The 17217-nt window shown below is 62.7% G+C and carries 15 protein-coding genes; 12 read left to right on the top strand and 3 right to left on the bottom strand.

Going from position 1 to position 17217, the window contains the following annotated elements; all coding sequences use genetic code 11:
- The 3 genes from F6X39_RS33625 to F6X39_RS33635 form a co-directional block, all read left to right on the top strand.
- On the top strand, nt 1–347 hold a 347-nt coding region (locus tag F6X39_RS33625), incomplete at its 5' end, for a GNA1162 family protein (protein ID WP_187619789.1).
- Nucleotides 348–701: 354 nt separating this feature from the next.
- Nucleotides 702–1757: a DUF746 domain-containing protein gene (locus F6X39_RS33630; protein ID WP_187619790.1), complete on the top strand. Its 1056-nt coding sequence runs from the start codon at nt 702–704 to the stop codon at nt 1755–1757.
- 497 nt (nt 1758–2254) lie between these two features.
- Nucleotides 2255–2938, top strand: coding sequence for a hypothetical protein (locus tag F6X39_RS33635; RefSeq protein ID WP_187619791.1), 684 nt, complete (start codon nt 2255–2257; stop codon nt 2936–2938).
- Nucleotides 2939–3021: 83 nt separating this feature from the next.
- Here F6X39_RS33635 and F6X39_RS33640 read toward each other — a convergent pair whose 3' ends face one another.
- The gene (locus F6X39_RS33640) at nt 3022–3321 is read right to left on the bottom strand and encodes a hypothetical protein (protein WP_187619792.1); all 300 of its coding nucleotides are present in this window, start codon (nt 3319–3321) and stop codon (nt 3022–3024) included.
- 308 nt (nt 3322–3629) lie between these two features.
- Here F6X39_RS33640 and F6X39_RS33645 point away from each other — a divergent pair, with 308 nt between their 5' ends.
- The gene (locus F6X39_RS33645; protein WP_187619793.1) at nt 3630–4967 is read left to right on the top strand and encodes an MFS transporter; all 1338 of its coding nucleotides are present in this window, start codon (nt 3630–3632) and stop codon (nt 4965–4967) included.
- Here F6X39_RS33645 and F6X39_RS33650 read toward each other — a convergent pair.
- A complete protein-coding gene (locus F6X39_RS33650) occupies nt 4942–5877 on the bottom strand; it encodes a LysR family transcriptional regulator (protein ID WP_187619794.1) in 936 nt (311 codons plus the stop codon). The genes F6X39_RS33645 and F6X39_RS33650 overlap by 26 nt on opposite strands.
- Before the next feature lie 136 nt (nt 5878–6013).
- Between F6X39_RS33650 and F6X39_RS33655 the strand changes: the two genes are divergently transcribed.
- The 3 genes from F6X39_RS33655 to F6X39_RS33665 are packed head-to-tail and all read left to right on the top strand — an operon-like array spanning nt 6014 to nt 9586.
- Nucleotides 6014–7354: an MFS transporter gene (locus tag F6X39_RS33655; RefSeq protein ID WP_187619795.1), complete on the top strand. Its 1341-nt coding sequence runs from the start codon at nt 6014–6016 to the stop codon at nt 7352–7354.
- Between the two features lie 31 nt (nt 7355–7385).
- The gene (locus tag F6X39_RS33660; protein ID WP_187619796.1) at nt 7386–8561 is read left to right on the top strand and encodes an L-rhamnonate dehydratase; all 1176 of its coding nucleotides are present in this window, start codon (nt 7386–7388) and stop codon (nt 8559–8561) included.
- Between the two features lie 23 nt (nt 8562–8584).
- Entirely contained in the window at nt 8585–9586 is a 1002-nt protein-coding gene (locus F6X39_RS33665) for a 4-hydroxythreonine-4-phosphate dehydrogenase PdxA (protein WP_187619797.1), read from the top strand.
- 4 nt (nt 9587–9590) lie between these two features.
- On the opposite strand, the gene F6X39_RS33670 is transcribed toward F6X39_RS33665, so the two are convergent.
- Complete coding sequence (locus tag F6X39_RS33670) at nt 9591–10607, bottom strand: LacI family DNA-binding transcriptional regulator (protein ID WP_187619798.1); 1017 nt, start codon at nt 10605–10607, stop codon at nt 9591–9593.
- 204 nt (nt 10608–10811) lie between these two features.
- On the opposite strand from F6X39_RS33670, the gene F6X39_RS33675 reads away from it, so the two are divergent.
- The 5 genes from F6X39_RS33675 to F6X39_RS33695 all read left to right on the top strand — a co-directional run bounded on the left by F6X39_RS33675 (nt 10812) and on the right by F6X39_RS33695 (nt 17201).
- Nucleotides 10812–11951, top strand: coding sequence for an ABC transporter ATP-binding protein (locus F6X39_RS33675; RefSeq protein WP_187619799.1), 1140 nt, complete (start codon nt 10812–10814; stop codon nt 11949–11951).
- A 162-nt stretch (nt 11952–12113) separates the two neighbouring features.
- Nucleotides 12114–13313 (top strand): ABC transporter substrate-binding protein, encoded by a 1200-nt coding sequence (locus tag F6X39_RS33680; protein WP_260335222.1) that lies wholly within the window; start codon nt 12114–12116, stop codon nt 13311–13313.
- 78 nt (nt 13314–13391) lie between these two features.
- The gene (locus tag F6X39_RS33685; protein ID WP_090809213.1) at nt 13392–14297 is read left to right on the top strand and encodes a carbohydrate ABC transporter permease; all 906 of its coding nucleotides are present in this window, start codon (nt 13392–13394) and stop codon (nt 14295–14297) included.
- Between the two features lie 27 nt (nt 14298–14324).
- Nucleotides 14325–15176, top strand: coding sequence for a carbohydrate ABC transporter permease (locus F6X39_RS33690; protein ID WP_018424689.1), 852 nt, complete (start codon nt 14325–14327; stop codon nt 15174–15176).
- A 60-nt stretch (nt 15177–15236) separates the two neighbouring features.
- Nucleotides 15237–17201: a beta-galactosidase gene (locus F6X39_RS33695; RefSeq protein ID WP_187619800.1), complete on the top strand. Its 1965-nt coding sequence runs from the start codon at nt 15237–15239 to the stop codon at nt 17199–17201.
- The last annotated feature ends 16 nt before the right edge of the window (nt 17202–17217 follow it).

Consider the following 17217-nt stretch of genomic DNA (forward strand, 5'->3'; position numbering starts at 1 on the left):
TCTTCGGTGCTGACGCCGCGCTGTATTCGAAGATCACGCAATTCGGCACCGTGTACCACGTGGTTGATAGCGCGACTGTCGTCACGGCGTCGGCCAGGCTGGTTGACCTGAAGACTGGTGATGTGCTGTGGCAGGGCAGCGCAAGTGCCAACAGCAACGAGGGGAACAACTACAGCGGAGGCGGCCTGATCGGCATGCTCGTGACAGCGGCGGTCAAGCAGATTTCAAACTCCCTGACGGACAAAAGTCACGACATTGCTGCCGTGACGAGTTACCGGTTGCTGCACGCGGGGCCGCCGAATGGTCTGCTATACGGTCCGAGATCACCGAAATCTGGCACGGACTGATCACGTCGGTTGCCATCGTGCCCCGCTGGACGGGGCACGCGCGCTTTCGACGGTGAGACGATGCTCGCCGCCGAAATGGGCTTCTTCTGGTGCGACGAGCTTCAGTGGCCAACTGGCTCGACGGGGTCAGTAGCTCCATGCGGGCCTCCACTAGGGGTTGGATATCATCGAAACGCCGTCCATCTCGACTGTGACCAGCTGGTGAACGCGGTGCTCGGCATCATGGCCCTCGCATCGGCGAAGACCGGCTCGCTCCTGCTTGACCTGTTTGCCGGGTCGTCTGTCTATAAGCACCCGGCTTCGCGACGACGCGGACGACGGTCGTGGTTTCATGCGACAGCACAATTCTGAACGATGAAAGCAAGATCTATCAGCACACGGGCGCCTGCCGCCGCAGACAACGCGGGGGAGGACAAGGAACTGACGGCATTCCTGAGCGCGCGGATCAACGCGTTGCTGTCCCCAAGGCACGACCCGCGACCGGATTGTCCGCGCTGTGGAGGCGACCACATCAACAGCGCGGGATTCAGGACACGGCAGACCCGCCGGATGCCAGTATTCGATTGTCAGACGTGCGGACGTCAGTTCAGCCGCACCGTCGGCACACCGCTGTGCGAAAAACACCTCAAAAAGCTCGATGTATTCGTGTCCCTGCTGTCGCAACCGGTTTCGTGCGTCGAAGCTGGACACCGGATGGGCAGTCTGCCGGATGACATCAAGGAGCGCGTCACGGCCTTTCGTCTCTGGCTGCGGGAACTCGATCCGGGCGGTGAATGGGAACGCCGTGTCCGGCTTGGCGGGCGACCGACCGAGGTCGATCCCGCGCCGCTCGTATTCGACGAGATCGGCGTATGCGAAGACCTGAAACTGACCGCTGCCCTGATGCGCGAATTCGACGAGCTGAATTCGATCAGTCACCGGCCACCTCCGTGCCCGGATTGCGGCAGCCGAAAAACCCGCTTCTCCGAACGTCCGAACGGCGGCTTTCCACGCTTCTCATGCCCTGCCTGCAAACTGAAATTTACCCGGCGCCGCGGTACACCGTTCGTGAACACGAAAATGGGTACACTCGAGCGCATGCGGGAGTGCATCCGGTATCTGTCGCTACCGCTGTCGTTCATGCAGGTGTCGGAAATCGTCGGTACCAGTCCCGGAATGATCGGGAAATGGCGCAACATGTTCGCTGAATTCGCGGATCAGCTGGAACCCAGCGGCGGCCTCTCGTCGCGCATTAGTCTGGGTGTCGCACCGGGTGCGACGACACCATGTCCGTTTTGTGGTCGCTCGGGAAGCGCGCAGCGCACTGATGACCGCGGCTGGTCGTGTGTTGGGTGTGGCCGGCTGTTCTCGATGCGACGCGAGCTGGTCGACAGCGACGGCAAACTGCGTATCGTCGGCAATGCGTCATGAAACTGCCTTCGGGCGCTCGAATCGCGGGAGCGGCTTAGCCGGTTTGTCCGTTCGGCCGCAACACCGCCGTTGCCGGGTAGTCAGTTGAAGCTGTAGAAGGTAGGACTTGGTTGGTCAGACGATGTGAGGTCGTTGGTCTCAGTACGGCTAGTTTGGTACATTCGACAGCGCAGAGTAGATCGTCGATTACCCCGAGCGGGCAGACTTGAGAGCTTGTCCGTTTCCGCAGCGTGCGCGCCCTCGCGTCGCGAAGAGCCATATCGTGCTGGATTGTTAGGTATGTCAGTCCCACCCTTGGCGCTTGCCCTCAGGGAGGCTGGCGCTCGATTTCTCGGTGAAAGTAGCCGGTACCGAAATCGCGCGTGAGACTCACATTGCGACCAACACTGCCGATTTGACTGGAGCAGACGGCTGATGACATCGTAGCCAAACTTCGTCGGATACTCCTGTGGGATTTGGCATAAAGAAGTGAATTCAACTGTTCGAGAGGTACCCGAATGACATTGACTGCTGACCGCAAGGACTTTGTTGACCCAGACACCTGTTGTCATCGATGCGTTATGAATGGAAATAACAGGGCGCTGAGTTCCGGCGTTGCATTCTTCCTGAAACATGACGATGGAACCGAACATCCATATGGACCGCATTGCGCTGCAGAGACGTTGGGTGGCAGGGAGGCTCTGAAGGGCATTCCCGATTTTACGGCTCGGGAATCTGACCAGCTGGGAGGTGGTGAATCGGGTGGAGGGACGGGCGGTAGTGATGGCCCAGACCCGCAGGACGCTGCGCTGCGCGATGCTGCGATTGCAAAACGCTATCTGCTGCTCAGAATGGAGAAAGTTGCGAACATCCCTGGTATCAATCCAATGGTTAGATATCAACCTCTTCAAACCATTTATCAGGAGTTTCGAAAGACCGGGATTCTTGATCCGGCTGACGTGACCCACATCCTGGCAATCGAAAGAAAAGCCACAACGCCTACGAATCTGAGGACAATTAATCTCCTTGATGTCTACACGGCGGAAACCAAGCTGACCAGACGCATCAAGCAAAGCACGACTCCGAAAGATAAAACCTATCTGGAAGGCATTCGTTCGTGGCTACGCGCGAAGCTGCGTCTTTCAGCCAAGCAGATTGCTTCGGCCAAAATTCAGTTACATCCATCGGCTTTTGACAATTGAGCCCTCTAGGATTGCTCCGAAAAGCCTCGCACTAGTGGAGACGGCACAATTGTCGCGAACCAATCAAACTAATCCCCGTATCGCTATCGTCCGAACAGATGTGGAGCGAGGAATTCTTCAACCATTTCGCTCACATGGCTGGGGTGCTGAGATCGATCGGTAGCCGGATCGCCACCGCATTCGGGCGGATGTTTCTCGTGAACCCCGACCACGAAATAGCGCTTCTCATCGGATACGTCGAACATCAGGCATTGGGTGCGGTTGGAGGATAGATGGTGACTCTGGGTAACTTTCGCTGCCCGGTCCGCTGCCTGATCCGCTGTGGCGATCGTCTGCCCCGATGCCATTGCGTGCACGCTGGCGAGAAGCGGAGCGAAGGTCACCAATCGTGTCCTCAAGGTTTTGTCTGTTCTACCGGACGTCATATTGATCGAGATGGCGTGAGCGAATGATGCTGATCAGTTTTGCGCCGTACTGCGGGTCGGTCGCATGGAGCCCCAAATCTATACCTGACAGTCAACGCTCGGCTATGGGCGAAGGATGAAAGCGATAACCCCCAGTGATCGCTGTATCCAAACAATTCATTGGTCAACTATCACCCGGCTTCTGATAATGTGCGCACAAAACAAGCCATAGCGGACGCCAACGTCGGAGCATCGGCGCGGGCTCACGCGACAATCCGGAGGAGACGATGCTGCGACCCAAGGTCAGCCGGGCGGTTCTCGCGCTCATGTGCGCGATGTCGTTCATCTTGTATCTCGATCGCGTCAACCTGTCGGCGGCGGCCGGGCTGATCCGCGACGATCTGCATCTGAGCAATACCAACGTCGGCCTCGTGTTCGCCGCGTTCGCATACACGTACGCGCTGTGCCAGGTGATCGGAGGCTGGGTCAGCGACCGCTTCGGCGCGAAGCTCACGCTCGTGACCTGCGCAAGCATCTGGATCGTCGCGACGGTCGCGACCGGTCTCGCGGGCGGGCTCGCGTCGCTGTTCGGCGCGCGGCTGCTGCTCGGCATCGGCGAAGGCGCGGCGTTGCCCGCGCAGGCGCGGGCGCTGACCAACTGGTTCCCGTCGAACCGGCGCGGCTTCGTGCAAGGCCTCACGCATTCGTTCTCGCGGCTCGGCAATGCGATCACGCCGCCGCTGATCGCGCTGCTGGTCGCGTATTCGTCGTGGCGGGTGTCGTTTCTCGCGGTCGCCGCGCTGACCTTCGTGTGGGTCGTGATCTACGCATGGTATTTCACCGACGATCCGCGCAAGCATCGCCATATGACCGCGGAGCAGGAAACGCAATTGCCACCGGTCCGTCAATCAGCGGTCGAAGCGACGCGCGAGCCCACGCCGTGGCGGCGTCTGCTCAAACGCATCGCACCAACGATGCTCGTCTACTTCTGCTACGGCTGGACCGGCTGGCTGTTCTTCACCTGGCTGCCCACGTTCTTCATGCACGGTCGCGGCCTCGATCTGAAAAGCTCGGCGATGTTCTCCGCGGGCGTGTTTCTGTCCGGCGTGGTCGGCAATACCGCGGGCGGCGTGCTCAGCGACCGCGTGTTGAAGCGTACGCGCAACGTCGTCGCGGCGCGCCGCAACGTGATCATCTGCGCGTTTCTCGGCGCTTTGGTGTTCCTCGCGCCGGTGATGGTCGTGAAGTCGCTGCCGGTCATGGCAGCGTGCATGAGCCTGTCGTTCTTCTTCCTCGAAATGACGATCGGGCCGATCTGGGCCGTGCCGATGGACATCAGCCCGCGGCACGTCGGTGTCGCGAGCGGGCTCGTGAATGCGGGCTCGGCGGTGGCGGGGATTTTCACGCCGATCGTGTTCGGCCTGATCGTGGACCGCACGGGTAGCTGGACGCTGCCGTTCGCGGGCTCGCTCGGACTGCTCGCGCTCGGCATCGTCGCGACCTTCTTCATGCGGCCGGATATTCCGCTCGACGCGGCTCGCGCTCACCCGGATCTCGCGGACATCAATGCGGGCGGCGAATTGCGCTTCGCAGAAAACCTCACGCCGCGCGAATCGAATCGATGACCAGTTGCATCGCCGGCGTGATGCGCCGGTTTCTGCGCAGAATCAGCCCATACGGTGCGAGCTGGCCGCGTAGCGGCGTCGCGATCGCGGCGATCGCATCGAGCGCGACGTAGTACTGCGCGACCGAACTCGGCAGCACGGCGAGCATGTCCGAGTCGCGCAGCAACGACAGCGTGGTCAGAATCGACGACGTCTCGACCGTGCTGACCGGCGGCGCGACGCGCGACTCGCGAAACGTTTGATCGATGACCTGGCGCATCGGGCTCGGATGCGGCTGGATGATCCACGGATAGCGCGCGAGGTCCGTGAGCTTCGGCCGCGTGCCCGTTTGTTTGCCTGTTTTCACGGCCGGATGATCGGGCCGCACGACGATCGACAGCGCCTCTTCCGCCAACGTCTCGAAGCTCAGATCGAGCGCCGGAAAACCATCGGGAATCCGGCCAATCACGATATCGAGCTGATCCTGTTGCAGCGACTGCACGAGCACGTCGCTGGTGTCGATCGTGACCGCCATCTGCAGGCGCGGGTGTGCTTCCTTCAGCTTGACGATCGTGTGCGTCAGCAATTCGGGCGACGGCGCCATCACCGCGCCGATGCGCACCTTGCCGATGTCGCCGGCCTCGATGCCGGCCAATTCCTCGCGCAGCTCGTCGAGATCCTGGAACACGACGCGCGCATAGCGCATCACGGCCTCGCCGAAGATCGTCGGCTCCATGCCGCGCGCATGGCGTACGAACAGCGACACGCCGAGCGTGTCTTCGAGTTCCTGCAAGGCCTTGGTCGCGGCGGGCTGGGTCATCGCGAGATCGTCGGCGGCACGCCGCAGCGATTCCATTTCCGACAGCGCGACCATCAGTTGCAGATGACGCAGGCGCAAGCGTTTGCGAATGGTGGAGGCGGGCGGGATCATGAGCGATAACTTTAGCGAATCGGCCGATTCGAATTATTCAGTGGTCAGTTATCGGATAGTTTCGCACACTAGCGGTTATCGCAGGACGGCAATCGCAACGCCGTTCGCGTTGACAAGACAAAACCGGAGACGACGCATGACGATGACCGCGAGCCCCGCGCTCGACAGCGCGATTACCAAAGCGCGCACGAGGCTGCTGCCTTTTCTGATCCTGATGTACGTACTGGCGTTCATCGACCGCGCGAACGTCGGCTTCGCGAAGAACGTGCTGCAGGCCGACACGGGCTTGAGCGACGCGGCGTTCGCGTTCGGCGCCGGCATTTTCTTCGTCGGCTATGCGGTGTTCGAAGTACCGAGCAACCTGCTGATGTACCGCTTCGGCGCGCGCATCTGGATGAGCCGCATCATGGTCACGTGGGGCATCGTGTCCGCGTGCACCGCCTTCGTCGACAGTGCCACGAGCTTCTATGTGCTGCGCACGCTGCTCGGCATCGCCGAAGCCGGTTTCTTTCCCGGCATCATCCTGTTCCTGTCGAACTGGTTTCCCGCGAAAACGCGCTCGCAGACGATGGGCATGTTCTATTTCGGCTTCCCGCTCGCGCTCCTGCTCGGCAGCCCGATCTCGGGTCTGCTGCTCGATGCGGGCAATCCGTTCGGCATGCATCCGTGGCAATGGCTGTTCGTCGTCGAGGGGCTGGCGGCGTCGGTGGTGGGCATCGTCGCTTACTTCTATCTGACCGACCGGCCCGTGCAGGCGCGCTGGCTCGATGCCCAAGAGCGTGACGCGCTCGATCACGCGTTGCGCCAGGAAGACCGCCAGAAGCTCGCGCATGGTCCGGCTTCGGTGCTAGCGGCGCTGCGCGATTCGCGCGTACTGTTCTGCGGCCTGATCTACTTCGCGGTGCAGATGAGCGTGTATGGCGTCGTGTTCTATCTGCCAACCCGCATCGCCGGGCTCGCGAGCGGCGGCCATGTCGGCGTCGAGGTCGGAATGCTGACAGCGATTCCGTGGATCGCTGCGATCATCGGCACGTTCTGGGTGACGCGCTACGCCGACCGCCACGGTCATCACCGTATCTGGGCCGCGGCGATGCTCGCGCTCGCGGCGTTCGGCATTGCCGCGTCGGCGATGACGTCGTCGGTCACGCTTGCGATTACCGCCTTCTGTTTCGCCGCCATCGGTTTCGTCTGCGTGCAGCCATTGTTCTGGACGCTGCCCACCGGTTACCTGGGCGGGGCCGCGGCCGCGGGCGGCATCGCGTTGATCAATTCGATCGGCAATCTGGGCGGCTTCGTCGCGCCGAATCTTAAGGGGCTGGCCGAGCGCGCGATCGGCTCTTCGCAGGCGGGTATGTTCTCGCTCGCGGTGGTCGGACTGATCGGCGCATTGCTGCTGCTGACGTTCCGCTTCGCCCCTGCCGCCTCCCATTCCGTCTCTCATCGCAGCGGCCCGCTCGGCGAACGCCCGGGCCACTGACTCTCTGATTCTCTGAAGGAGATCGTCGAACATGAAAATCAAGCATATCCGAACGCGTATTTTCGAGTGGAAAGGCAAAGTCGTGCCGCCGCAAGCGCATTTCTGCACGAACGCGGTAGATATTCTGTACGAGCGTGGCGATGCGATGGGGTCGTTCCGCTTTCACGGCTGGCTCGTCGTCGAAGTCGAATGCGACGACGGCACCGTGGGCATCGGCAATTGCGCGCTCGCGCCGCGCATCGCGAAGCAGATCATCGACGAATACCTCGCGCCGATCGCGATCGGCGAAGACCCGTTCGACAACGAATACATCTGGCAGAAGATGTATCGCCGCACGCTCGCGTGGGGCCGCAAAGGCATCGGCATGGCGGCGATCTCCGCGATCGATATCGCGCTGTGGGACATCATGGGCAAGGCCGTGAAAAAACCGGTGTTCAAGCTGCTCGGCGGACGCACGAAAGAAAAGATCTGGTGCTATGCATCGAAGCTTTACAACAACGATGATCGCGACGCTTTCCTCGGCGAAGCGGAAAGCTATCTGGACAGCGGCTTCACCGCGATGAAGATGCGCTTCGGCTACGGTCCGAAAGACGGCCCGAAAGGCATGGCGAAGAACATCGAACAGGTGCGTCTGTTGCGTGAACTGGTCGGCGACGAAGTCGACATCATGCTCGAATGCTATATGGGCTGGACGCTCGAATACGCGCGCAGAATGCTGCCGCGCCTCGCCGAATTCAATCCACGCTGGATCGAGGAGCCGGTGATCGGCGACGACGTCGAAGGCTATCAGGAGTTGAAGAAGATGAACCTGATGCCGGTGTCGGGTGGCGAGCATGAGTTCACGAGCTATGGCTTCAAGGATCTGCTCGAACGCCGCGCGATCGACGTGATCCAGTACGACACGAATCGCGTGGGCGGGATCACGGCGGCGCGCAAGATCAACGCGATGGCCGAAGCGTGGTCGGTGCCGGTGATTCCGCATGCGGGACAGATGCACAACTATCATCTGACGATGTCGAGCACCGCGAGCCCGATGTCGGAGTTCTTCCCGGTGTTCGATGTCGAAGTTGGCAACGAATTGTTCTACTACATCTTCGAAGGCGAGCCGCAGCCGGAAAATGGCTATCTGCAACTGTCGGACGACGTGCCGGGTCTTGGCATCAAGTTGAGCGACAAGCATCTTGCCGACTTCAACATCGTCGAATGAGTGGACCGATCCGAGGAAAGCACATGAAGCCACGCATCGCAGTCCTTCTTGGCGACCCCGCCGGTATCGGTCCCGAGCTGATCGCGCGTCTGTTCGCGCAGCGGGCGAACCGGGCGCGCGCGGAGCTGCTGATCATCGGCGACCGGCGCGAGCTCGAAACCGGCATGAAGATCGCGCAGCAGCGCTTCGATTACGACGTGGTCGAAGATGCGCATGCCGCGTTTCAACGCGAGGGCGTGCCGTCGCTGATCGATTTCCGTCTGCCCGGCGATCAAGCTTTCGAGCGTGCGGTGGCGACCGAACACGGCGGCCGCTATAGTCTCGCCGCGTTCGGGCACGCGCTCGCGCTGACGCAAAGCAACGTCACCCAAGGCATGCTGTTCGCGCCGGTCAACAAGACCTCGCTGCATCTGGCCGGCATGGAAACCGGCGACGAGATGGAGTGGTTCGCGAAGCAGCTCGGCTACACGGGCAGCTTTTGCGAGTTCAACGTGCTCGACGAGCTATGGACTTCGCGCGTGACCTCGCATATGGCGTTGAAGGACGTCAGCGCGAAGCTGTCGGAGGAGCGCATCGTCGGCGCGGTGCGGCTGATTCACGAAGGCCTGAAGCGAGCCGGCCATCCGCGGCCGCGTATCGCGGTATGCGGTTTCAATCCGCACAACGGCGACAACGGCGCGTTCGGCCGCGAGGAGATCGACGTGATCGCGCCGGCCGTCGAGGCCGCGCGCAAGCTCGGCTACGACGCGCAGGGACCGTTTCCCGCCGACACGATCTTCGTGCGCGCGCGCGACCAGAAGGCCTTCGACGGCGTCGTCACGATGTACCACGATCAAGGCCAGATCGCGATGAAGCTGATGGGTTTCTGGCGCGGCGTGACCGTGCACGGCGGCTTGCCGATTCCGATCGCGACGCCCGCGCACGGCACCGCGTTCGACATCCACGGCCAGGGCAGGGCCGACGTCGGCGCGACGCAGAAGGCGTTCGACATCGTCACGCGGATGGCGACCGAGCGCGTGAACTAACGCGTCAGCGTTTCCTGCGCGGCCCGGTCGAGGCGCGCACCACGAGCTCGGGCGGTGGCCCGAGCACCATCGACGGCTGCCGCTCCGGCGTCTGGATCAAACGGATCAGGCTCTCGATGGAAAGCTCCGCGACGGCCGCGGTTTGAATCGCGACCGTGGTCAGCGCCGGATGCACCTGATGCGCGAGCTGAATGTCGGTGATGCCGATCACCGACACGTCGTCGGGCACCGAGCGGCCGAGCGTGATCAACGCCTGGATCGCGCCGATCGCGAGCAGGTCGTTGGTCGCGAAGATCGCGCTCAGTTGCGGGCGGTTCGCCATCAGTTCCATGCAGGCGGCGAAGCCGGCGTCGATCGAGTCGCGAATCTGCAGCACGGCGGCCGCATCGGCTTCGATGCCGGCCATGCGCATCGCGGCGCGAAAGCCGTTCGAGCGCGCGTCCTGCAAACCGCCGCAGCCGTCGCCGATCAGCAAGCCGATCTCTCGATGGCCGAGTCCGAGCAGATGCCCCGCGGCCAGCTCGCCGGCACGCGCGAAGTCGACTGCGATGCACGGTAGCTCGGGCGGCGACTCGGGGTGCTCCCACATGGCGAGCAGAATCGGCGCGCTATGCGTCGCAGACGCGCACAGATCGTTGATCGTGATGTCCGTGTTCATCACGAGCACGCCGTCGGCGAGCGTGCCGGCGATCTGGTTCAGATATGCGCGGCCGATTTCGGCATCGTCGTCGGTATTGCAGACCATCAGGAAGTGGCCGGTCTTGCGCGCCGCGCGCTCGGCGGCGAGCACGAACTCCGGGTAAAACGGGTTCGAGATGTTCGACAGCATGAGCGCGAGCGTCGACGAACGGCCTTCGGCGAGCGCGCGCGCATTCAGGTTCGGCCGGTAGCCGAGTTCGGCGATCGCCTGCAGCACGCGCTCAGCCGTTTCAGGGCGGACTTTCTCGCGATTGCGCAGCACGTTGGAGACCGTGGCGGCGGTAACCTGCGCGCGTTTCGCGACTTCGGACAACGTGACCATGTCGGGTTATCCCATATTTAGGGAGGTCAATTCAAATGTTGCAAACGGCCTGCGACATTGCTAACTTTCTCAAAAACGTAACGGAGACACCCACCATGACTTTATCCGTCGAACTCGAATTTAAGCGATTAAATGCCGCCGGCACAAGGCCAGGGCGTTTTATTTCGGCCAAAATTTAAGCGGTTAAATCAAGGCGGAGACAGCATGGCGACGATTCGTTTGAGCGATGTGCAAAAGGCCTACGGCGACCATCCGCCGGTGATCCGGCGCGTGAATCTCGAGATCGCGCAGCATGAATTCTGCGTGTTTCTCGGCCCCTCGGGCTGCGGCAAGTCGACCTTATTACGGATGATCGCCGGTCTCGAAGACCTCAGCGAAGGCGAACTGCATATCGGCGGCCGTCTCGTCAACGACGTGCCGGCCGCCGAGCGCGGCGTCGCGATGGTGTTCCAAAGCTACGCGCTATTTCCGCACATGACCGTGTTCGACAACATGGCGTTCGGATTGAAGCTCGCGAAGCAGCCGAAGGACGTGATCGAGCGCAAGGTGCGCGAAGCCGCGCGGATTCTGCAACTGGAAAGCTTGCTCGAACGACATCCGAAAGCGCTGTCGGGCGGCCAGCGGCAGCGCGTCGCGATCGGCCGCGCGATCGTGCGCGAGCCGGGCGTGTTTCTGTTCGACGAGCCGCTATCGAATCTCGATGCCGCGCTGCGCGGCCAGACGCGCGTCGAGATCGCACGTCTGCATCAGCGCTTCGCGAATGCGAGCGTCGTGTACGTCACGCACGATCAGGTCGAAGCGATGACGCTTGCCGATCGCATCGTGCTGCTGCATGCGGGCGCGGATGCCGAGCGCTTCGGCAGCATCGCGCAGAGCGGTGCGGCACTCGAGCTGTATCACCACCCGAAGTCGCGCTTCGTCGCGGGCTTTATCGGCTCGCCGCGTATGAACTTCGTCGATGCGGACGTCGAGTCGATCGAACCGGGGCGTGTGACGGTGGCGCTCGTGGCCGGCGCGGAAAAGCTGGTCGCGCACGTCGACGGTAAACGGCTGCAACGCGGCCAGCGCGTCACGCTCGGCGTGCGCCCCGAGCATCTGCGGCTCGATGGCGACGAACAGTTCATTCAGTGCGCGACCGTGCTATCGGAACGGCTCGGCGAGCACAGCTATATCCACGCGGACCACGCGGGAGGCACGCTGATCGCGAAGGCGCCCGGCGATACGCCGCTCGGCGCGGGCGAGCGCGTCCGCGTTCATGTTCCGCCCGCTGCCTGTCATCTGTTCGACGAACAGGGACTCGCGCTGCGGCGTAGCACGTTCGAGCCGGAACGCGCGGCCGCCTGAACGATCGTCGACGGCGGACCTGCTTCAACGGTTCGTCAGACTGAATTCCGCCATAGAGCGGGTTACATCGCCGGCCACGCTGCGTAGCCGGTCAACAAGGAGACATAGATGATTGCTCTTCGCCTTCGCCGTTTCGCACAGGTGTCGATCGCCGCCGCCGTGATGGCCGGCGCGCTCGGCAGCGCCGCGGTCGACGCGGCCACGCTGAACGTCAACGTATCGGCGCGCGGTAATCAGCGCTCGACCTGGCAGGATGCGTTCGACCAGTTCAAGAAAGCCAATCCCGACATCGACCTGAAAATCACCTACGTGACCGAGGAAGCCTACAAGGTGCAGATGGGCGGCTGGCTCGCCACCGATCCACCCGACGTCGTCTCGTGGCACGACGGCGAGCGGATGGCCTATTACGCGCAACGTGGTCTGCTCGAAGATCTGAGCTCGGACTGGGCGAAAAACGGCTGGTCGCAGCAGTATGCGTCGGTCAAGGACGCGTCGACGTACAAGGGCAAGCAGTATGCGGCACCGCTCGGCTATGACGCGTACGGCTTCTTCTATCGCAAGGATCTGTTCGAGAAGGCCGGCATCAGGAGCGAGCCGAAAACGTGGGACGAACTGCTCGAAGCCAACAGGAAGCTGAAGGCGATCGGCGTCGCGCCGATCGCGGTGGCCGCACGCGACAGCTGGACGCTGGCCGCCTGGTTCGACTATCTCGATCTGCGCATCAACGGCAACGAGTTCCATCAGAAGCTGATGGCCGGCGAAATTCCGTACACCGATCCGCGCGTGAAGAAGGTCTACACGACGTGGAAGACGCTGCTCGACAATCACGACTTTATCGACAATGCGCTGTCGTACGACGTCGATTCGATCGGCCCGATCCTCAACAACGGCAAAGCCGCGATGATGCTGATGGGCACGTTCTTCTCGGCGAGCTTCCCGCCGTCGATCAAGGACCAGATCGGCTTCTTCCGCTTTCCGGTGCTCGACGCGAACGTGCCGATGGCCGAGGACGGTCCCGTCAACGTGCTGCTGATTCCGGCGAAGGCGAAGAACAAGGCCGACGCGCGCAAGCTGCTCGCGTTCATGGAGACGCCGAAGATCAACGCCGAACTCGCGAAGGGCTGGGGACAGTTGCCGTCGAACAGCCAGGCGGCGCCGCCTGAGGACGCGATCTCGAAGGTCGGCTTCCAGACGCTCGCGAACACGAAGGGCGGCATCGCGCAGTTCTACGATCGCGATATGCAGAAGGAAATGGCCGACGAAGGCATGAAGGCCATGCAGCAGTTCTACAGCGATCCGTCGCAACTCGACAGCGTGCTCGCTCATCTCGAAGCGACGCGCAAGCGCATCTACCAGAAGTAAGTCCCGCCGCGCCGGCCGCCTGAGCGCGGCCGGCTTGCGGGTCCCCATTCCGCCTTCGATTTCTGACGAGGCCGTTCCATGTCTCATACCGCAGCGCGCCGCCTGCCCGCGGCGCGGCACCGTCGCGTCTCGACGACGCGCCGTCATCAGCATCGCGCCGCGTTTTTCTTTCTGCTGCCGGGCTGCGCGTTGTTCGCGCTGTGCGTGATCTATCCGATCATCAGCAGCATTTCGCTGAGCTTCTACCACTGGGACGGCATGACGCCGAAGACCTTCGCCGGTCTCGCCAATTACGTCGAGCTGTTTCAGTCCGATACGTTCTATACGGCGCTGAAGAACAACCTGATCTGGCTCGCGCTGTTTCTGCTCGCGCCGCCTCTCGGTCTGCTGTTCGCGCTGTATCTGAACCAGCAGGTGCGCGGCATGCGCGTCGTGAAGTCGCTGTTTTTCGCGCCGTTCGTGCTGTCTGGCGTCGTGGTCGGCCTCGTATTCAGTTGGTTCTACGATCCGACGTTCGGGCTGCTGCGGCTGATCGTCGGCCGTGGCATTCCGGTGCTCGGCGATCCGCATACGGTCACGTTCGGCATCATCTTCGCCGCGCTGTGGCCGCAGGCGCCGTTCTGCATGATCCTGTATCTGACCGGGCTCACCGGCATCAATCCCGAGGTGGTCGAGGCCGCGCGCATGGAAGGCGCGCAAGGGCTGCGACTGCTGTGGCACGTGATCCTGCCGCAATTGCGGCCCGCCACCTTCATGGCGGTGGTGCTGACCGTGATCGGCGCACTGCGCAGCTTCGATCTGATCGCGGTGATGAGTGGCGGCGGTCCGTTCGACAGTTCCACCGTGCTCGCCTATTTCATGTACGACCAGGCGATCAAGTACTACCGCGAAGGTTATTCCGCCGCGATTGCGGTCGTGCTGTTCGCGATCATGCTCGTCTATATCGTGTTCCATCTGCGCCGCATGTTGCGCGAGGAACGCTGATTCTCTGAACCTCAGGAGTACCCGGTCATGTATCCGCTTCCCGTCGAACGTTGGAAACCGCTGAATCGCACGCTTTACAAGGCCTCGCTGCCGCTGGCGCTGTTTATCTGGCTGCTGCCGATGCTCGCCGTGCTGCTGACCTCGATCCGCTCGACGGATGAGTTGTCGCAAGGCGACTACTGGACGTGGCCGAAACACTTCGCGTTGCTGGAGAACTATGGCACCGCGCTCACGCAAACGCCGATGCTGCATTACTTCGCCAATAGCGTGCTGATCACGGTGCCGTCGGTGATCGGCGCGATCGTGCTCGCGTCGATGGCGGGCTTCGCGTTGGCGACGTATCGCTTTCCGGGCAACACGGCCGTGCTGTTCGCGTTCGTCGCCGGCAATTTCGTGCCGATCCAGATCCTGATGATTCCAGTGCGCGACATGGCGTTGAAGTTCGGCCTGTTCAACACCGTGTGGGCGCTGGTGATCTTTCATGTGTCGTTTCAGACCGGCTTCTGCACCTTGTTTCTGCGCAACTTCATCAAGCAACTGCCGTTCGAGATGATCGAGGCCGCGCGCGTCGAAGGCGCGGGCGAGTGGACGATCTATCTGCGCATCGTGCTGCCGCTGATCCGCCCCGCGCTCGCCGCGCTCGCGATCCTCGTGTTCACGTTCGTGTGGAACGACTACTTCTGGGCGCTGTGCCTCACGCAAGGCGACGACGCCGCGCCGATCACGGTGGGCGTCGCCGCGCTGAAAGGGCAGTGGACGACCGCGTGGAACCTCGTCGCGGCGGGCTCGGTGCTGGCCGCGTTGCCTTCGGTGCTGATGTTCTTCGGCATGCAAAGGCACTTCGTCGCCGGACTGACCTTCGGGGCGAGCAAGGGATAAACGGCGCCTGAAACACGATTGAAACGACGGCTCGACGTCAACTCACCACGAGACTTTCACATGCAACTTGGTGTCTGCTACTACCCGGAACAATGGCCGCGCGCGATGTGGGCCGACGACGCGCAACGTATGGTCGAACTCGGCATCACGCATGTGCGGATCGCTGAATTCGCGTGGAGCCGTATGGAGCCGCGCGCCGGCGAATTCGACTGGCAATGGCTCGACGAAGCGGTCGAAACGCTCGTGAATGCGGGCCTGAAACTCGTGCTCGGCACGCCGACCGCTTCGCCGCCGAAGTGGCTCGTCGACGCGCACCCGGACGTGTTGCCGGTGCGCGCGGACGGCACGCGCTGGAATTTCGGCTCGCGGCGTCACTACGATATTTCGAGCGACACGTACCGGCGCGAATGCGTGCGCATCGTCACCGCGATGGCGAAGCGCTATGGCCCGCATCCGTCGATCGTCGCATGGCAGACCGATAACGAACTCGGCTGCCACGACACGGTGCCGAGCTATTCGGCCTCGGCGTTGCAGCGCTTTCACGCGTGGCTGCAGCGGCGCTACGCAACGATCGGCGCGTTGAACGACGCGTGGGGCAACGTGTTCTGGAGCATGGAGTACCCGTCGTTCGACGCGATCGGGCTGCCGACGCTGACACCCACCGACGCCAATCCGATCCATCTGCTCGACTTCCGCCGCTTCATGTCCGACGAGGTGGCGAGCTTCCATCGCAAGCAGATCGACGTGTTGCGCGAGCATGCGCCGAACGCGGAACTGCTGCACAACTTCATGGGCTTTTTCACGACCTTCGATCACTATCGCTTCGCCGCCGACAACGCGATCGACGTCGCCGCATGGGACAGCTATCCGATTGCGCGCACTGAGTCGATCGCGTTGCCGGAGGAGCAGAAGGCGCGCTTCGCGCGTACCGGACATCCCGACGTGTCCGCGTTCGATCACGACCGCTACCGGGGCATTGGCGGCGGGCGCTTCTGGGTGATGGAGCAGCAGGCCGGTCCGGTGAACTGGGCGTCGTGGAATCCGATTCCGGCGCCGGGCATGGTGCGGCTATGGGCGTACGAGGCGTTCGCGCATGGCGCGGAGCTGGTGTCGTATTTCCGTTGGCGTCAGTGCCCGTATGCGCAGGAGCAGATGCATTCCGGGCTCAATCTGCCGAACGACGAACTGTCGCCGGGCGGTCTCGAGGTGCAACGGGCCGCGCGTGAGATCGCGGGCAGTACGGCGCTGTCGACGCTCGCCGCGCCCGCGCGCGCGGCCACCGCGCTGGTATTCGACTACGAGACGCAGTGGATGTTCGAAATCCAGCGTCACGGCAAGGGCTTCGACTACCAGACGCTCGCGTTCGACTACTACGAGTCGCTGCGCGAACTCGGGCTCGATGTCGATATCGTGTCGAGCCGGGCAGATCTTTCGCGCTACCAGCTCGTCGTGGTGCCGAGTCTCGCGGTGATCGACGCCGCGCTGGTCGAGCAGATCGCGCGTTCGAACGCGCAATGGGTGTTCGGCCCACGCAGCGGCTCGAAAACCGACGCGTTCGCGATTCCCGGCAATCTGCCGCCCGGCGCGTTGCAGCGCGCGCTGCCGATCCAGGTGCTCGAAGTCGAAACGCTGCGCTCGACGCTCGCGCCCGCGCTGTCGATCGACGGCACCGAGGGTCACGCGCTGCACTGGCGCGAGCATGTGCGCGCCAATGGCGAGACACGCATTGCCGCGCGCTTCGACGATGCCTGGCCCGCGCTGCTGACGCACGGCAACGTGCGCTATGTGGCCGGCTGGCTGTCGCATGACCTGCATCGCACGCTGTTGCGGCAGGCGGCGCGCGATGCGGGCCTCGATCCGCAGGTACTCGCCGATGGACTGAGGCTGCGCCGCCGCGGCGGCTTGACCTTCGCATTCAATTTCGGCGCGCAACCGGTGCAGGTGCCAGCACCGCGCAATGCGACGTTCGTGCTCGGCGAGCCGCGCCTGAATACCGGCGACGTCTGCGCGTGGAAAGACGCGTGACGTGGTGTGGTTGTCA

The sequence above is a fragment of the Paraburkholderia sp. UCT2 genome, from assembly GCF_014397665.1.
GTDB lineage: Bacteria > Pseudomonadota > Gammaproteobacteria > Burkholderiales > Burkholderiaceae > Paraburkholderia > Paraburkholderia tuberum.